The 17990-nt window shown below is 65.1% G+C and carries 14 protein-coding genes and 1 tRNA gene; all 15 read left to right on the top strand.

All coding sequences use genetic code 11. The features are described 5' to 3' along the window. The first annotated feature begins 112 nt into the window (after positions 1-112). The 15 genes from FOC40_RS09525 (at position 113) to FOC40_RS09455 (ending at position 17962) form a co-directional block, all read left to right on the top strand. Positions 113-907, top strand: coding sequence for a MerR family transcriptional regulator (locus FOC40_RS09525; protein ID WP_003793841.1), 795 nt, complete (start codon positions 113-115; stop codon positions 905-907). A gap of 222 nt (positions 908-1129) precedes the next feature. Next, positions 1130-1201: transfer RNA gene (locus FOC40_RS09520), tRNA-Asn, on the top strand. A gap of 58 nt (positions 1202-1259) precedes the next feature. Continuing rightward, complete coding sequence (locus FOC40_RS09515; RefSeq protein ID WP_003793844.1) at positions 1260-2441, top strand: hypothetical protein; 1182 nt, start codon at positions 1260-1262, stop codon at positions 2439-2441. A gap of 37 nt (positions 2442-2478) precedes the next feature. Next, entirely contained in the window at positions 2479-2835 is a 357-nt protein-coding gene (locus tag FOC40_RS09510; RefSeq protein WP_039929143.1) for an MGMT family protein, read from the top strand. A 189-nt stretch (positions 2836-3024) separates the two neighbouring features. Next, on the top strand, positions 3025-4542 hold the full coding sequence (locus FOC40_RS09505) for a sugar ABC transporter ATP-binding protein (RefSeq protein ID WP_003793848.1): 1518 nt from the start codon (positions 3025-3027) through the stop codon (positions 4540-4542). Beyond that, positions 4539-5552, top strand: a complete 1014-nt coding sequence (locus FOC40_RS09500; protein WP_003792298.1) for an ABC transporter permease — start codon at positions 4539-4541, stop codon at positions 5550-5552. The genes FOC40_RS09505 and FOC40_RS09500 overlap by 4 nt, the downstream gene beginning before the upstream one ends. A gap of 93 nt (positions 5553-5645) precedes the next feature. Then, complete coding sequence (locus tag FOC40_RS09495) at positions 5646-6704, top strand: ABC transporter substrate-binding protein (protein WP_003793851.1); 1059 nt, start codon at positions 5646-5648, stop codon at positions 6702-6704. Between the two features lie 189 nt (positions 6705-6893). Further along, on the top strand, positions 6894-8657 hold the full coding sequence (locus tag FOC40_RS09490) for an L-fucose isomerase (protein ID WP_003793852.1): 1764 nt from the start codon (positions 6894-6896) through the stop codon (positions 8655-8657). A gap of 170 nt (positions 8658-8827) precedes the next feature. Then, on the top strand, positions 8828-10237 hold the full coding sequence (locus FOC40_RS09485) for a rhamnulokinase (RefSeq protein WP_003793858.1): 1410 nt from the start codon (positions 8828-8830) through the stop codon (positions 10235-10237). Continuing rightward, positions 10212-11207, top strand: coding sequence for a LacI family DNA-binding transcriptional regulator (locus FOC40_RS09480; RefSeq protein WP_003793859.1), 996 nt, complete (start codon positions 10212-10214; stop codon positions 11205-11207). The genes FOC40_RS09485 and FOC40_RS09480 overlap by 26 nt, the downstream gene beginning before the upstream one ends. A 13-nt stretch (positions 11208-11220) precedes the next feature. After that, entirely contained in the window at positions 11221-11652 is a 432-nt protein-coding gene (locus FOC40_RS09475; RefSeq protein ID WP_034467793.1) for an RbsD/FucU family protein, read from the top strand. Between the two features lie 332 nt (positions 11653-11984). Further along, entirely contained in the window at positions 11985-12734 is a 750-nt protein-coding gene (locus FOC40_RS09470) for a DeoR/GlpR family DNA-binding transcription regulator (RefSeq protein ID WP_039929145.1), read from the top strand. Between the two features lie 10 nt (positions 12735-12744). After that, positions 12745-14091, top strand: coding sequence for a dihydrolipoamide acetyltransferase family protein (locus FOC40_RS09465; protein WP_155844142.1), 1347 nt, complete (start codon positions 12745-12747; stop codon positions 14089-14091). 16 nt (positions 14092-14107) lie between these two features. After that, complete coding sequence (gene lpdA, locus FOC40_RS09460; RefSeq protein ID WP_003793867.1) at positions 14108-15475, top strand: dihydrolipoyl dehydrogenase; 1368 nt, start codon at positions 14108-14110, stop codon at positions 15473-15475. 33 nt (positions 15476-15508) lie between these two features. Further along, positions 15509-17962, top strand: a complete 2454-nt coding sequence (locus tag FOC40_RS09455; RefSeq protein ID WP_003793869.1) for an alpha-ketoacid dehydrogenase subunit alpha/beta — start codon at positions 15509-15511, stop codon at positions 17960-17962. Positions 17963-17990 lie beyond the last annotated feature (28 nt).

Here is a 17990-nt window from a genome sequence, read left to right as displayed (position 1 = left end):
CCCCTCGTTTGGGTGAGCAAGCCCCGTCCCGCATCCGCGGGGCGGGGCTGAGTGCTTGCGGGCATGTGCCCGACTTGACCATGACCCGACGTGAGGCTTCAGAATCATTTCCATGAGCGATGACAACACTTTCCACACCGTCGGCGAGGTCGCCGAGCGATTCTCCTTGACGGTGCGAACGCTGCATCACTGGGAGGCCCGGGGCCTCCTCGCTCCCGCCGAGCGAAGCTGGTCGAACTACCGGCTCTACTCAGCCGAGGATTGTGCCCGCGTCCAAAGGATCATCATCTACCGGGCGACTGGGATGAGACTGACGGACATCAAGGCTCTTCTCGATTCTGGCGAGTCGGGGATCTCCCACCTGAAGCGGCAACGAGAAAGGCTCATCGCTCACCGTCAAGAGACGGACAAGATGATCGAAGCACTCGACATACTCCTGGAGGATGCAATGAACGACAACGCGCTGACCGTCGAACAGATCGGGGAGATTCTGGGGGACGCCGACTTTGCGGCCCACCAGGCGCGAGCCGAGGAATGCTACGGCGAGACCGATGACTGGAAAGAGTGGCACCGCCGCACCGCCTCGTGGCAGGCGGGCGACTGGCAGGCGAGCACCGAGCGAATCCGCAGGATCGAATCGGACATGATCGATGCCATTCGCGCACGCGTGGCCACCGGCAGCGACAGGGCCGCCGAGCTCGTTGATGCACACCGGGAGGCGCTGAGCGAGTACTTCCCCGTGAGCCCAGCGAAGCACTACCTCATTTCTCGTGCCTACCTGTGCGATGAAAGCTTCCGCTCCCACTACGACTCTCAGCAGGAGGGCTTTGCTCAGTGGCTCGCGGACGCAATCGAGCACGTCGCAGTTGCGCGCGGCGTCGATACGGACGACCCGCAGTGGCGTTGATGCGGAGCCTCCCGCTCTGAGAGCGCCGGACCCGCAGCCTCGAGTGAGGGCTGCGGGTCCGGCGCTTCGACTATCCGCACAAGCCTGAGCAGCACGGAGAAGTGCGTGCCTCCTAGGGGCGCAGCCGCAGCCGTCCTCCCGCGTGATGCGCAGCATATCGGCGGAGCTGTATCCGGCTTGCCAGTTTCGCGCCGCCTCTGCTACTATCTTCTCTTGTCGCAATCCTGCGTAGCTCAACGGCAGAGCATCCGACTGTTAATCGGACGGTTACTGGTTCGAATCCAGTCGCAGGAGCAGATGCCCCGAGTTCTCATGAACTCGGGGCTTTTTGTTGATCGGGGAGGAGTGACACATGCAGGCGATCGCTGATCACGCCTACCACATTCTGATCATCGCCTTTGTTGCTACCACGATCGTCCAGGCGGTCGTCAAGATCATGAGGAAGCCCCGCAAAAAGAAGCGCGGACCCGTCGCCCCCAGGGAGAGCGCAGCCGATCGTGAGAAGCGCATGCGAGAGCACTACGCGGCTTTCGGGGAGCGTTGGCGGGAGTGGCTGGATCAACCGCGGAGGAGAGGTGACGCTGACCGTCTCGTGACGGCCGCGAGCATCTGGGGCAGCCCGGAACAGGGAGCTTCCTTTCCCCGGCGCTTCCATGCCAGTCAGCTCGGCAAGGTCACGGTCGATAAGCGCAGATACCTGGCGATGCTGGACGCCCCCGTCGACGCTGTCCAACCGAGGCGTGAGCTGGCCCCGACCTCGTGGGCGACGATGCGCCTCGACGTGTGGGCCCTGCACTCGAAGGCCGCTCAGAAGCCTCGTCTCATGCGCGTGTGGCTGACCAAGGACCGTGCGCTCGTTGAGCTGCACCGTACCCGCGTCGTCAAGGTCGATGAGATCCTCCCCAGCGAGGTCGTCGGCTTTGTCCGAGGCTTCACGCGCCTCGGCCCGCGCACGGGCAAAGTGGACGGCCTGCGTTGGCTGCCAGCCGAGACCATGGAGCTGGGAGCCAAGCCCCTGTGGAATACCTTCCGCGCGATGCGCGACATCTCCTGCGTGGCTCCCGAGGGGTCGACCGTTGCCGATGCCTTGAATGCTGTGGACTTCCATGCCTTTGCCTTCGTCGCCTTCCGTGCCGAGAGCGCGTGGAAGGAGCCCTGTGCCCACTTACGTGTTCTAGATTGTTCCGGCGTGACCTACCAGGTGGGTGATGCATTCTCGCAGGAGTCCTCCGATGAGCGGTGGGTGCCCCCTGGGGATGATGCGGCGCCCTCGATGGGTGCGGATGGTGGGGAGGGTGCTCGGGCTTCTCGACGAGGCCGTGGCCGCCCGAGCAGGCGCCGTAGCCTGAGAAGAAGGCGTAGTGTGGCGGAGGAAGCGGTTGCATCCGCCAGTGACGACCAGAAGGTTGGGAAGTCGCAGTCCGTCGAGTCGCCCGACCGCGAACCCGAGCCGCTGGCTGACACGGACCTCGCCGTGGTGCCGATCGATCCTCGCGAGGTGCTGTGGGCCGTGGAGAAGATGGTCGAGCTGTGACTGTTCATTGCTGTGTGCAGATGAGGAGGTGCGAACGGTGGGGGAAGAACTTGTTGAGGCTGTCCTGCGGGTCGTGGAGGAAATCCCCGAGGGGCGTGTGGCTACGTACGGCATGATCGCCCGTGCGGTTGGTACCGGTCCGCGCGTCGTCGGGCGGATTATGCACGACTGGGGCGGTGGGGTCCCGTGGTGGCGTGTCGTGAGCGTTCACGGAACTTTTCCAACAACTGTGCGGGGTGAGGGATTATCCGAGTGGGAACGAGAGGGGATTCCTCACGATCCAACACGCGGAAAAGTGTTGATCAAAGAGTGTGTGGTGGAGCAGGACTGGCTGAACGCTGTCGCGCGCCCCATCATTGAAAACGTGCAGAATAATGCGGAATTGTCAGACTGAACCCCCTCGAGATTCGATTACGATTTGGTTACGCGTGAGTGAATTTAGCTCGCGCAGATCACTGTGATGCTCTACTCTTAAGAAGACGCCGAAGAGGGCGATTCCTCGGAACAGTGACCGTTAGCGTTAACGAAGCCGGGGGAGCAAACTCCAGAAACAGAGAAGTTACTGGTACCCAAGGGGTGAGAAGTGACGAACTTACTAGAGCTAAAGGGGATCTCAAAGACGTTCCCCGGTGTGAAGGCGCTGTCCGACGTGGACCTCGACCTTCGACCCGGTGAAGTCTTGGGTCTCTGCGGTGAGAACGGGGCGGGCAAGTCCACGCTCATGAAGGTGCTCACCGGTATCCACAAGTCCGACCCGGGCGGCGAGATCTGGCTGCAGGGAGAGAAGGTCGACATTCAGTCGCCGGAGCACGCGCGTGACCTCGGCCTGTCGATCATCCATCAGGAACTCAACATCGTTCCTGACCTGACCGTCGCCCAGAACCTGTACATCGGTCGACCCGGCACGTCCAAGTTTGGATACGTCGACGACCGCAAGATGGTTCGTGATGCGCGCGAGCTGTTCGAGCGCCTCAACATGGACATCGATCCCACCGCCCACTGCCGTGACCTGCCGGTCGCGCGTCTGCAGATGGTGGAAATTGCGCGTGCGCTGTCCTTCGACTCGAAGATCCTGGTCATGGATGAGCCCACGGCTCCTCTGACCACGACCGAGACGGAGTCCCTGTTCGAGCTGGTGCGCGACTTCGTGTGCCCGACGACCGGCCTGATCTTCATCACGCACCGCATGCCCGAGCTCACCGAGCTCACCAACCGCATCTCGGTCCTGCGCGATGGCAAGTACATCGGCACGGTGGACACGGCCACCACCCCCATGAGCGAGGTCGTCAAGATGATGGTCGGTCGCGAGGTCCCTGCGGACGCTCGCCCCACCACCAAGCCGCTCTCCGACGAGGCCATCCTGCGCGTCGAGCACCTCTCGACCGTCAAGGTCGTCCACGACGTGTCCTTCGAGGTCAAGAAGGGCGAAATCTTCGGCTTCGCGGGCCTGGTCGGCGCCGGCCGCACCGAGGTCGCCCGCGCGCTGTTCGGCGCTGACCCCCACACCTCGGGCGACATCTACGTCCACGGCAAGAAGGTCAGCATCAAGGGCGCGAACGACGCCGTGAAGAACGGCATCGGCTACCTGTCCGAGGACCGCAAGCAGTACGGCCTGCTCCTCGACAAGGACCTGTCCTTCAACACTGGCATGGCTGCCATGGAGCACTTCACGAGAGGATCGGTCGTTGCTACCAAGAAGCTGCGCGAGGTTGCCAAGGACTACGTGAAGAAACTGCGTACGCGCACCCCCAGCGTCGACGTCGAGGTCCGTAGCCTCTCGGGCGGCAACCAGCAGAAGGTCGTCGTGGCCAAGTGGCTGGAGCGTGACACCGATGTCCTGATCTTCGACGAGCCGACGCGCGGTATTGACGTGGGCGCGAAGGACGAGATCTACACGCTGCTCGAGGACCTGGCGAAGCAGGGCAAGGCGATCATCGTGATCTCCTCGGAGCTGCCCGAGGTCCTGCGTCTGGCGAACCGCATCGCCGTCATGGCCCATGGCCGCATCATCGGCACCCTCGACAACGAGGAAGCCACCCAAGAAAACATCATGGAACTGGCCACCGTCGGCCAGGAGGAAGCGAACGGAGTACACGCGTGAGCACCGCCGTCGTCGATAACAAGGGCCTGGAGGCGCCGTCGCGTTTCAAGACCTTCATGAAGAACAACATGCAGCTGCTGCTCGTGACGCTGGCGCTGCTGGTTGTTCTGGCATTCTTTAGCTTTGCAGTGCCCAACTTCGCGTTCGTGAATCGTGAGGTCTATCTGGGCATCGTCCTTCAGTCGGCCTACACGGGCGTCATGGCGCTCGGCGCCACATTCGTGATCGCCACTTCGGGCATCGACCTCTCCGTCGGTACGGGCCTGAGCCTCGTGGCGGTTATGGCCGGCGTTTTCCTGGCGGGCGACAAGATGAACCTGCCGCTCGGCCTCGGCCTCGTGCTGACGCTGCTGGTCGGCATGGCGATCGGCCTGGTCAACGGCCTGAACGTCTCGATCCTGGGCCTGCCGCCCTTCATCGCAACACTCGCCATGATGATGGTCGCCCGAGGCCTCGCCCTGATCATCTCCGACAAGGCCTCGATCTCCATCGCCAACCCCGGCTACAAGTTCATTGCCTCGGGCACGCCCATCCCTTACGTTGCCAACGCTGTCATCATCTTCGTGGTCCTCACGGTCCTGGCAACCTTCCTCATGAACAAGACCCTGCTGGGGCGCTACGCCCTCGCGATCGGCTCCAACGAAGAGGCCACGCGCCTGTCCGGCGTCAACGTCCGCCTGTGGAAGATCATCATCTACGTGGTCGCGGGTGCGTTCATGGCTATCGGCGCGATCCTGTACTCGGCTCGTAACGGCCTCGTCCAGCCTGCTGAGGGTGTGGGCATGGAGCTCAACGTCATCGCCGCGGCCGTCATCGGCGGTACCTCCCTGTCGGGTGGCCGCGCCTCGATCCCCGGCGCCCTGGTCGGCGCGATCCTCATGGAGACCCTGAAGAAGGGCCTCACGATGATGGGTATCGCCGCCGAATGGCAGTTCGTCGTCACCGGTATCGTCCTGCTCCTTGCGGTCGTTATCGACAACCTGCGTCGCATCCGCGAAAACGCAGCCTGATTCTTACCCATTCAATTCACCCATCGTGGACCGACGTCGGTTCACACACACCAAGGGCGGGAATGACCCCGCCACCCCACGAAAGGAAAACCAATGCGCCCCATCGGACGTATCTTCGCCGCCGCCGCCGTCGGCTCCATGGCCCTGGGCCTTGCTGCCTGCACGACCTCGACGGATTCCTCCTCCTCTTCCGACGCCAAGCCCAGCGCGTCCTCCGGCTCCGCCAAGGTTGACACCTCCGGCAACGCCCAGGATTGGGAGAAGGCTGCGGTCAAGGGCGATGGCACCAAGACCATCTACCTGGTCTCCAAGGGCTTCCAGCACCGCTTCTGGCAGGCCGTCAAGGAAGGCGCCGAGCAGGCTGGCGAGGAGCTGGGCTACAAGGTGAACTTCGTCGGCCCGCAGGACGAGACCAAGGTCACTGAGCAGACCGACCAGCTGAAGTCCGCTCTGGACTCCGGCCCGGCCGCCATCGGCTTTGCCGCTCTTGACTCCAAGGCTGCCGCCGACCTGCTCACCGAGATCCACGGCAAGGGCATCCCGGTCGTCGCCTTCGACTCCGGTGTTGAGTCCGACATCCCCGTCACCACTGTTCAGACGGACAACAAGGCCGCCGCCGCCGAGGCCGCCAAGCACATGATCGAGCTGCTCAAGGACAAGAAGGGCTCGGTCGGCATGGTCTGCCACGACTCGACCTCCACCACGGGCAAGCAGCGTTGCGAGGGCTTCAAGGAGTACTTCAAGGCCAACGCTCCCGCCGACCTGAAGCTCCTCGACGAGCAGATCGCCGGTGAGGTCACCAAGGCCGCCGACACCTCGCTGTCTATCATCCAGGCCAACTCCGACATCGTCGGCATGTACGGCTCCAACGAGGCCGCTGCCTCCGGCATCGTCCAGGGTGTCGCTGAGTCCGGCAAGGACGTCACCGTCGTCGGTTTCGACTCGGGAAAGACCCAGATCGACGCCATCAAGGCCGGCACCGAGGCCGGCGCCGTGACCCAGTCGCCCGTGAAGATCGGCTACTACACGGTCAAGGCCGCGGTCGCAGCGCTCAACGGCGCTGAGCTGCCCAAGGTCATCGACTCGGGCTTCGCCTGGTACGACAAGACCAACATCGACAACGCTGAGATCAAGGCGAACCTCTACGAGTGAGCCGATAGCTCCATCGGGCACGAGGCCGGGGCTGGGGAAGTGACAAACTGAACCGGTGGCCCGCCGCGGGTCCCGCTCCACTTCGGTGGGGCGAGACCCGCGGACCCGGCACTTTTCCATTCGAAGGATCCGAGGGGGCGAGCGCCCCCGCGCTCCGACATCGACGTCTTCAAGAGGGATGAAGGAATAATGACAAACCACCCCCGCATCGGAATCCGCCCCACTATTGACGGTCGCCGCAAGGGCGTTCGTGAGGCGCTCGAAGAGCAGACCATGAACATGGCGAAGTCCGTCGCCGAGCTTTTCACCTCCAACCTGCGCTACCCGGACGGCAGCCCTGTCGAGGTCGTCATCGCTGACACCACGATCGGCCGCGTCCACGAGGCCCAGGCCTGCGCCGCCAAGTTCCGCGCGAACAACGTCGGCCTGACCCTGACGGTCACCCCCTGCTGGTGCTACGGCACCGAGACCACCGACATGGACCCCGCGATGCCGCACGCCATCTGGGGCTTCAACGGCACCGAGCGCCCCGGCGCCGTGTACCTCGCCGCCGCCCTGGCCGGCCACGCCCAGATCGGCATCCCCGCCTTCGGCATCTACGGTGAGCACGTGCAGGACGCAGACGACACCTCCATCCCCGAGGACGTGCGCACCCGCCTCCTCGACTACGCGACCGCCGGCCTGGCCGTCGCGCAGATGAAGGGTGAGGCCTACCTGTCCATGGGCTCCGTCTCCATGGGTATCGCCGGCTCCGTCGTCGACCCCGACTTCTTCGGCTCCTACCTCGGCATGCGCAACGAGTACATCGACATGAGCGAGTTCACCCGCCGCATCGAAGAGGGCATCTACGACCCCGAAGAGTACGAGCAGGCCTACCAGTGGATCCGCGAGAACTTCAAGCAGGGCAAGGACTGGAACCCGCCGGAGTGGCAGTACCCCGAGAAGCACGAGGACTGGTGGAAGTTCGTCACCAAGATGACGATCATCGCCCGTGACCTCATGCACGGCAACCCCCGCCTGGCTGAGCTGGGCTTCGAGGAAGAGGCCGGCGGCCACGGTGCCATCGTGGCAGGCTTCCAGGGCCAGCGCCAGTGGACCGACCACTTCCCCAACGGCGACGTTCTGGAGACCATCCTCAACACGAACTTCGACTGGACCGGCATCCGCCAGCCCTCCGTCGTGGCCACCGAGAACGACTCGCTCAACGGCGCCTCGATGCTGTTCGGCTACCTGCTGACCAACACGCCGCAGATCTTCTCCGACGTGCGTACCTACTGGAGCCCCGAGTCCATCGAGAAGGCCACCGGTTGGAAGCCCGAGGGCCGCGCGGCCGCTGGTCTGCTCGACCTGCGTAACTCCGGCTCGACTACGCTGGACGGCGCCGGTAAGGCTGTTCGTGATGGCGAGAATGTCATCAAGCCCTGGTACGAGGTCACCGAGGAAGACCGCGAGGCCACGCTCGCGGCCACGACGTTCCACCCGGCCTCGACCGGCTACTTCCGTGGCGGCGGCTTCTCGACCCACTTCCGTACCTCCGGCGAGATGCCCGTGACGATGTGCCGCATCAACCTGGTGCGCGGCCTCGGACCGGTCATGCAGATCGCCGAGGGCTACACGGTCGAGCTGCCCGACGAGGTTGCCTTCACCATCGAAGAGCGCACCAACATCGAATGGCCCACCACCTGGTTCGTCCCGAACCTGACGGGTGAGGGCGCCTTCAAGAGCGTCTACGACGTCATGAACGCATGGGGCGCCAACCACGGTGCGATCTCCTACGGCCACATCGGCGGTCAGCTCATCACGCTGGCGTCGATGCTGCGCATCCCGGTCAACATGCACAACGTCCCCGCGGAGCGCGTGTTCCGTCCCAAGGCGTGGTCGCTGTTCGGCACCGAGTCCCTCGAAGCCGCGGACTTCCGTGCCTGCGAGACCTTCGGTCCGATGTACCGCTGATACAACCACCGGTCGGGCTTGGGTGTCCTCTCTCCCCGAGCCCGACCGGGCTCGCCCCCACGCGGGGCACCACCACCGGGATCCGGCCCCGGCCTCGCCGATGAGGAAAGATGCACGAGAACCCAACGACGGGACACGCCGACCCAGGGCGTATCTGGAGGAGACCTTCAATGACCACCGTACTTGCTGTTGACCTTGGATCCGCGTCCGGCCGAGTGCTCGCCGGAACGCTGCACGACGGCCGCCTGGACGTGACCGATATCCACCGTTTCAAGCACGAGGCCCGCCGCCGCGAAGACGGCACCCTCACGTGGGATGTGGCAACGATGGAGGCCGAGACGATTACCGGCCTGAAGAAGGCCCTCGAACAGTTCCCGGACGCCCGCGCGGTCTCCATTGACACATGGGGCGTGGACTGGGCTCCCCTCGACGAGAACGGTGAGCTCGTTGGTGACGTTATTGCCTACCGCGACGAGCGCACCTCCCGCACCCTTGACGCTTTCCGTGATCGCATCGGCGACCGCGAGTTCTTCGACCTGACCGGCAACCAGCCGGCCACCATCAACACGGCGAACCAGCTGTTCGCCTACCTGCAGGAAAACCCCGCCGACGCGCAGTGCGTCGCTGCCGCCCTCTTCCTGCCCGACTACTTTGCGTACCGCCTCACCGGCGTCGTCGGCTGGTCGCGTACGATCGTCTCGACCTCCGGCCTGCTCACCCCGGGCGGCGGCGACTTCAATGACGAGGTTTTCAACCGTCTCGGTATCCCGCGCGGCTGGTTCGGGGACCTCGCCGCCGACCGCACCGTCGTCGGCCCCTGCACGGTCCCCGGTCTTGAAACCCTCACCGTCGTGCGCGGCGGTGCCCACGACTCCGCGTGCGCTGTCCACGGCCTGCCCATCGAGGAAGGCAAGCGCGCCTACTTCCTGTCCTGCGGCTCCTGGTCCGTCCTCGGCGCGATTGAGGATGAGCCCCTCATGAGCGACGCCGCCTTCGACCTGGGTATCACGAACGAGGGTCGCACCGACGGGGGAGTGCGCCCGCTCTTCAACATCACCGGCATGTGGATCCTTCAGGAGATTCAGCGCCAGTGGGAGCGCGAGGGCACGCCCACCGACACCGACGAGCTGGTTGCCCAGGCTCGCGAACTGCCCGCCGCCTCCGGCGTTTTCGATCCCGACGAGGAAGCCTTCGCCACCCCCGGCGACATGCAGCGCAAGATCGACGAGGCCCTGGACGCCCAGGGCGCGGCACGTCCCGACTCCATGGCCGGCTACGTGCGCGTCATCATCGAGTCCTTCGCCCGCCGGTACGCCCGTGCGATCGGCGAGCTGACCGAGGCCACGGGGAAGGCTCCCGACCAGCTCAACCTCGTGGGTGGCGGCGCACGCAACCGCCTCCTGTGCGACCTGACCGCCCAGATCTCGGGAGTGACCGTCGTGCGAGGCCCCATTGAGGCATCGACATTCGGTTCCCTCCTCGCCCAGCTCGAAACCATCGGTGCTCTCGCCGAGGAAGATCGCGCCACCGTCATCGCAGCCAGTGCAGCAACCCATGTCCACGTCCCGACCCGCAGCTAAGAAGGTCTCGCTCGCCGACATCGCGCGGCGCGCAGGCGTCTCGACCAACACGGTCTCGCGCGTCGTGCGCGGGGATCCTGAGGTGTCGGAAAAGACGCGCGCGCGCATTGCGAAGCTTGTCGAGGAACTGGGCTACGTGCCCAACTACGCGGCGCGAGCGCTCGCGGCCAAGCGCACCAACGTCCTGCAGGTCGTCCTGGCCGCCCCCATGTTCCACGGACATGGGCGTGTGCTGCTGTCGATCCTCAACGCCTCGTCGCAGGCCGGATATCACGTGTCCCTGTCCTACGCCTACGGCCCGGATGGGCAGCTGCGCAACGACTTCGCTCCCTTCGACGTCGACGGAGTCATCATCCTGGGTGGTCAGGACCCGACGATCGACGTAGCAATCGAGGCGGGCAAGCGTTTCCCAACCGTCCTCGTCCTGACGAGCGAAAAGGGGCTCGACGGCATCTCCACCGTCGCGGTCGACAACGTGCGAGGTGCGCGCCTGGCGACCGAGCATCTTCTCGCCCAGGGGCTCACCGACGTCGTCCACATCTCGGGTCCCGCCGGCTGGTCGGACGCGCAGATGCGGCGCATCGGCTACGAGCAGGCGTGTGCGTCCTACGACATCGAGCCCGTCGTGCTCGAGCCCGACTCGTGGGACTCGCGTGACGGCTACGACGTCATGCGAGCGGCCGGTCGTCTGCCCCAGGGCGTACAGACCGCGAACGACCAGCTGGCCCTGGGCGCCATGCGCTACATCTACGAGCGCGGGGGAGTGGTCCCTCGCGACGTGAGAGTCGTCGGCTTCGACGACATCGACGGCGCGGACTCCTACGCACCTCCACTCACGACCATCCACCAGCCCTTCGACCGCCTGGGACGCACGGCCGTGCGCCTCGTGCGTTCGCTCATGGGCGGCGGTCCCTCACAGGACATCGTCCTCGACCCCGAGCTGGTCATCCGGGCCAGTTCACACCTGTAAGAAAGGCACGTTCATGCTCTATGGACCTATGACGCACCCGCAGTTCCTGCGCGCGCTCGCGGCCGCCGGCCACGGCTCGAAGATTCTGCTGGCGGATGCGAACTACCCGCACACGACGGGTGTGAACCCGCGCTGCGAACTCATTTCGCTCAACCTTGCACCGGGTCTCCTGGATGTCAGCCAGGTCCTTGACGTCCTCAAGCGCACGATTCCGATCGAGCGCGCAGAGATCATGACCCCCGCCCCCGACGCCGATCCGGTGGAGATCCCGATCCACGACGAGTTCCGCGCAGCTCTGCCCGGTGTGGAGTTCGGCGAGATTTCCCGCTGGGACTTCTACGATGCCGCGCGTGACGAGAACGTCGGCATCATCGTTGCGACGGGCGAGCAGCGCCTGTACGGCAACCTGCTCCTGACGGTCGGCGTGCGCCAGCCCGGGGAGTAAAACCCGTTTGCCGCCCCAGGGCGTGCCTTGTTGCATCGGTGACGAACACTTTCGTTTCGTTTTCGTTTCAACTGAATGGTGACTCCGGGGTAGAGAAGACAGTTTCATAGCTGGTGGGTGGCTCGTAAGAGCTGCCCACCAGCGCGTTTATCCCTGCAATATCTTTGAATAATGAAAAATGGACGGCGTTGTCCTGAACGTTTGTGCGCCCTGTGTGCACCTGTGTGAATCCCCTTCTCGTGATGTTGCATACTTTCGTTTTAGTGACTATTCTTTTCTTAACGAAAGAGAAAGCGACAAAGAATGTCGCTGATTCTGTGAAGAGGTGCCCCATGGGACGTGCAGAAGAACGCACGAACTACATCCTGGATCGCCTCGCCCGGGAGGGTGAGGTGAGCGTCGCGCAGCTTGCCTCCGATCTGGGAGTTTCGCCCGTCACCGTGCGCGCATCGCTCAAGTCTCTCGACGAGCAGGGCTACCTCGTGCGCACGCACGGAGGAGCGCGTCCCACCACCTTCCGCAACATTCACCTGCGCCAGAACGATCGTGTTGAGATCAAGGAGCGCATCGCTCGCGCCGCCGCCGACATGATCCACGACGACGATCGCATCATGATCGAGGCCGGCACCACCTGCGCCCTCATCGTCAAGTACCTCGCCGGCAAGCGCGGGGTTCAGGTTCTCACCAACTCCGTGCTGGTCTTCGCGAACGCCCGCTCCAACCCGAACCTCAACATCACGCTGACGGGTGGGCACTTCCGCGCCGAGTCCGAGTCCCTCGTGGGGCCGGTCGCCGAGCGCGCCATCAATGACTTCAACGCACGCGTCGCGTTCCTTGGGACCGACGGGTTCAGCGTTGATCGGGGTCTGACCACCCAGCTTGTAGAAGGTGGACAGGTCGGCTCCATTATGCGTACCCGCGCACAAGAGACGTGGCTGCTCGCTGACTCCTCCAAGTATGAGGAAGCCGGCTTTGTCAGCTTCATGGGGATCGACGAGGTCACCGGAATCATCACCGACGATGAGATCCCCGAAGAATCCATCAAGGAATTGGCCGAGCGCACGAAGCTGCGCATCGTCTAGGAGGAATTACATGGCCACCATCGTGGTGATGCCCCAGCTGGGCAACTCTGTTGAGTCATGCATCATCGTCGAGTGGATGATCGCAGAAGGCGACACCGTCTCCGTCGACCAGACGCTCGCGTCCATCGAGACCGACAAGTCGACCATGGAGGTGCCCTCGACCGCCGAGGGTACCGTCCTGAAGCTCCTGTGGGAGGAAGGCGACGAGGTCCCCGTGAAGGATCCGCTCATCATCGTCGGTGAGCCCGGAGAGGACATCTCCGGCCTCGTTCCCGGTGGCGACGCTGCCCCCGCCGAAGCCGACGCTCCCGCCGAGCAAGTCGCCGCTGCCCCCGAGGCTGGCGCCCCCGCCTTCGCGACCGAGCGCGCCACCGGCGCCGTCTCCCCGCGCGCCCGCGCCCTCGCCGCGTCGAACGGCGTCGACGCCTCGGCCATCACCGAGGGCTCCGGCCCCCACGGCCGCGTCATCGAGCGTGACGTCGCCGCTGCGATCGCCGCCGGCCCCGTCCTGACCTCCGCCGCGCGCGCCGCCGGCGTGAGCGCAGCCGAAGGCACCGGCATCGGTGGGCGCGTGTCCGTCGCCGACGCTGGCCGTACCGCAGAGGCTGCCCCGGCCACCGCTGTCGCGGCTCCCGCCGCCGCTGCCGCCGACTTCCCCGGCGCCTCGACCTCCGCCCCGCTCAAGGGCGTGCGCAAGGTCGTCGCCAAGCGCATGATGGAGTCCCTGACCTCCACCGCGCAGCTGACCCTCAACACGACGGCCAACGCCGCCGGCATCCTCGCGATGCGCAAGAAGGTCAAGAACGCCGACGAGGCCCTGGGCCTGAACAAGATCACGCTCAACGACCTGGTCTGCTTCGCGGTGTCGCGCACCCTGCTCAAGTACCCCGTGTTCAACGCTCACCTCGAGGACGGCGTCCTCACCGAGTTCGAGCAGGTCCACCTCGGCTTCGCGTGCGACACCCCGCGCGGCCTCCTCGTCCCCGTCATCCGCTCCGCGCAGGCACTGGGCCTCAAGGCGTTCTCCGACGAGGCCAAGCGCCTCGCCGGCGGCGCGATCGACGGCTCCCTGTCGCCCGACTTCTTGAGCGGCGGCACCTTCACGGTCTCCAACATCGGTTCCTTCGGTATCGAGACCTTCACCCCCGTCATCAACCTGCCCCAGACGGCCATCCTGGGCGTCGGCGCGATTACCCCGCGCCCGACCGTGGCCGCAGACGGCTCGATCGGCGTGGAGCAGCGCCTCAACCTGTCGCTGACGATCGACCACCAGGTGATCGACGGTGCGGACGGCGCTCGCTTCCTGCGCGACCTGGTCGCCGCCATCGAAAACATCGACGTGACGGTCCTGGCCTGAGAAAAGAGGAATACTCATGAGTGACACGCATTTTGACGTCATCGTCCTCGGTGCGGGCCCCGGCGGCTACCTGGCTGCCGAGCGCCTCGGACACGCGGGCAAGAAGGTCGCTCTCGTGGAGGAGCAGTACCTGGGCGGCACCTGCCTGAACGTGGGCTGCATCCCCACCAAGACCCTGCTCAACGGCGCGAAGAACTACCTGCACGCCAAGGAAGCCAGCCAGTTCGGCGTGGACGCTCAGGGCGTGGCCGTCAACTGGACGCAGATGCAGGCCTGGAAGGACCAGGTCGTGAAGGGCCTGGTCGCAGGCGTCGCCGCCACAGAGCGTAAGGCGGGGGTCACCGTCATCAACGGACGAGGCCACCTCGACGCCCCCGGTCGCGTGACCGTCGAGGGTACGACCTACACCTCGGATCACGTCATCATCGCCACGGGCTCCGTGCCGGCCATGCCCCCGCTGCCCGGCACCCAGGACAACCCGGCGCTGGTCGACTCCACGGGCATCCTCTCGCTGCCCGAGGTTCCGGCCCGCCTCGCAATCATCGGCGGCGGCGTCATCGGCGTCGAGTTCGCCTCCCTGTACTCCACCCTCGGCTCCCAGGTGACCGTCATCGAGATGGCCCCCGAGATCCTTCCCTTCATGGACGACGACCTGGCCGCCAAGGCCCGCGCCGCCATGAAGGACGTGACCTTCGAGCTGGGCTGCCGCGTCGAGTCCCTCGACGGTGGTACCGTCCACTACTCCAAGGGCGAGGAGAAGCTGAGCGTCGAGGCCGACGTCGTCCTCATGGCCGTCGGCCGCCGTCCCGCGACGGAGGGCTGGGGCGCGCAAGAGGCTGGACTGGAGATCAACCGCGGCGTCGTCGTCGACGACACGATGCGCACCAACCTGCCCAACGTGTGGGCCATCGGTGACGTCACCGGACGTTCCCTCCTGGCGCACGCAGCCTACCGCATGGCGGAGATCGCCTCGGCGAACATCCTGGATCCTGCCGCCAAGAAACGCGGCGAGGTCATGCGCTGGCACACCGTTCCGTGGGCCGTCTTCTCGATCCCCGAGGCCGCCGGCGTCGGTCTGACCGAGTCCGCCGCCAAGCGTGAGGGCCGCGATGTCCTCGTCGCCAAGGTTCCCGCCCTCATGTCCGGCCGCTTCATCGCGGAGAACGGCTTCAAGGCACCGGGCGAGGCGAAGATCCTCGTTGATCCCACGACCCACCAGGTGCTGGGCATCCACGTGCTGGGCGCGTACGCCGCCGAGATGATCTGGGGCGCTCAGGCCGTCCTCGAGATGGAACTGACCGTCGAGGACCTGCGCCAGGTCGTCTTCCCGCACCCCACGGTCTCCGAGGTGATCCGTGAAGCCGCGTGGGCCGTCAAGCTCTAACGAACATCCCCTACGTCAAGGAAGAGTAGAATAATGACTCAGTCTCTTATCATCGACCCCAATGAGGTGCGTCGCCCCGGGTACGTGAAGTTCCCCGAGGTCCCCGTCAACCAGTACACCTTCGACCGTGACACCGAGATCGCCCGCTACGGCGAAAAGGGCATGGTCCAGATGCTCCACGACATGATCGTCGTGCGCACCTTCGAGTCGATGCTGGACTCCATCAAGAAGACCGGCGCCTGGGAAGGCGTCGAGTACAACCACCCCGGCCCCGCCCACCTCGGCATCGGCCAGGAGAGCGCCTACGTCGGCCAGAGCTACGTGCTGTCGCCCGATGACTTCATCTTTGGTTCCCACCGCTCGCACGGCGAAATCCTCGCCAAGTGCTACTCGGCCATGCACCAGATGGACGAGAGCCAGCTTGAGGGCATCATGAAGGACTTCCTCGGCGGCGAGACCCTGTCCTACGCCGAGAAGATCGACTACAAGGACACGAAGGACCTCACCGAGAACTTCATCCTCTTCGGCGCCCTCGCCGAGATCTTCGCCCGTAAGTCCGGCTTCAACCGCGGCCTGGGCGGCTCGATGCACACCTTCTTCCTGCCCTTCGGCTCCTACCCGAACAACGCGATCGTCGGCGGCTCCGCCCCCGTCGCGAACGGCGCGGCCCTCTTCAAGCGCATCAACCGCAAGCCCGGCATCGTCATCTCCAACGTCGGTGACGCCGCCCTGGCCTGTGGCCCCGTGTGGGAGGCCATGAACTTCGCGTCCATGGACCAGTTCCGCTCGCTGTGGCGCGAGGAGGACGGTGGCAACCCGCCGATCCTGTTCAACTTCTTCAACAACTTCTACGGCATGGGCGGTCAGACCTTCGGCGAGACCATGGGTTACGAGATCCTCGCCCGCGTGGGCGCGGCCCTCAACCCCGAGGCCATGCACGCCGAGCGTGTCGACGGCCTCAACCCGCTGGCCGTCGCGGATGCGACCACCCGCAAGAAGAAGATCCTCGAGGAGGGCCGCGGCCCCGTCCTCATGGACACCATCACCTACCGCTTCTCCGGCCACTCGCCGTCGGATGCCTCCTCGTACCGCACGAAGGAAGAGGTCGAGCTGTGGGAGCAGGTGGACTGCATCAAGGAGTACAGCAACCTGCTGATCTCCAACGGCCTGACCACGCAGGACGAGATCGACGGCTACACGGCCTCGCTGACCGAGAAGCTCGTCAAGGTCCTCAAGCTCTCGATCGACGACGAGACCACCCCGCGCGTTGCCGACGGCTACATCGACTCCGTCATGTTCTCCAACGAGAAGGTCGAGGCCTTCGACGACGCGACCCCCGAGATCGACCTCGAGGACAACCCGCGCGTGAAGGCGCTGGCCAAGAAGGTGCGCACCTCCGTCGATGAGAACGGCAAGCCCGTCTCCAAGATGCGCATGTACCAGTTCCGTGACGGCCTGTTCGAGGCCATGCTGCACCGTTTCAAGACCGATCCGACGATGGCCGCATGGGGCGAGGAGAACCGCGACTGGGGTGGAGCTTTCGCCGTCTACCGCGGCCTGACTGAGGCCCTGCCCTACCGTCGCCTGTTCAACTCGCCCATCGCCGAGGCCTCGATCGTGGGCGCTGGTGTCGGATACGCGATGGCCGGTGGCCGCGCGGTCGTCGAGCTCATGTACTGCGACTTCCTGGGCCGTTCCGGTGACGAGGTCTTCAACCAGATGGCCAAGTGGCAGTCCATGAGCGCCGGCCTGCTCAAGATGCCCCTCGTCCTGCGCGTGTCCGTGGGCGCGAAGTACGGCGCTCAGCACTCCCAGGACTGGAGCGCGCTCGTCGCTCACATCCCGGGCCTGAAGGTCTACTTCCCGACCACCCCGACCGACGCCAAGGGCATGCTCAACCTGGCACTCGCCGGCACCGACCCGGTCGTGTTCCTCGAGAGCCAGAAGCTTTACGACAAGGGCGAGGACTTCGAGCCCGGCGGCGTGCCCGAGGGCTACTACGAGACCGAAGAGGGCGAGCCGGCGATCCGCCGCGAGGGCACCGACATCACGATCGCTGCCTACGGCGCGACCGTGTACAAGGCTCTCGAGGCCGCTGACGTCCTGGCTGAGAAGTATGGCCTGAGCGCCGAGGTCATCGACCTGCGCTTCGTCGCCCCGCTCAACTACGACAAGCTCATCGCCTCCGTGAAGAAGACCGGTCGCCTGGTCCTCACCTCGGACGCCGTCGAGCGTGGCTCCTTCCTCAACACGGTCGCCGCCAACGTGCAGACCCTGGCCTTCGACGCGCTCGACGCGCCGATCGCCGTCGTGGCCTCGCGCAACGGCATCACGCCCGGACCCGAGATGGAGTCGTACTTCTTCCCGCAGGTCTCCTGGATCCTCGATGCGATTCACGAGCGTGTCCTCCCGCTGCCCGGCCACGTGCCCACCACGAAGCACGCGACCGAGGCTGAGATCGCGCGCCTGAACCGCGCGGGACTCTGAGGCGCTGGGGGCGGGCCGTTCCCCTTTC

Origin of the sequence: Schaalia odontolytica (assembly GCF_009730335.1) — a bacterium.
Lineage (GTDB): Bacteria > Actinomycetota > Actinomycetes > Actinomycetales > Actinomycetaceae > Pauljensenia > Pauljensenia dentiphila.
Note: the sequence above shows the minus strand (reverse complement) of the source record. Positions and strands in the feature narration are given on the sequence as shown.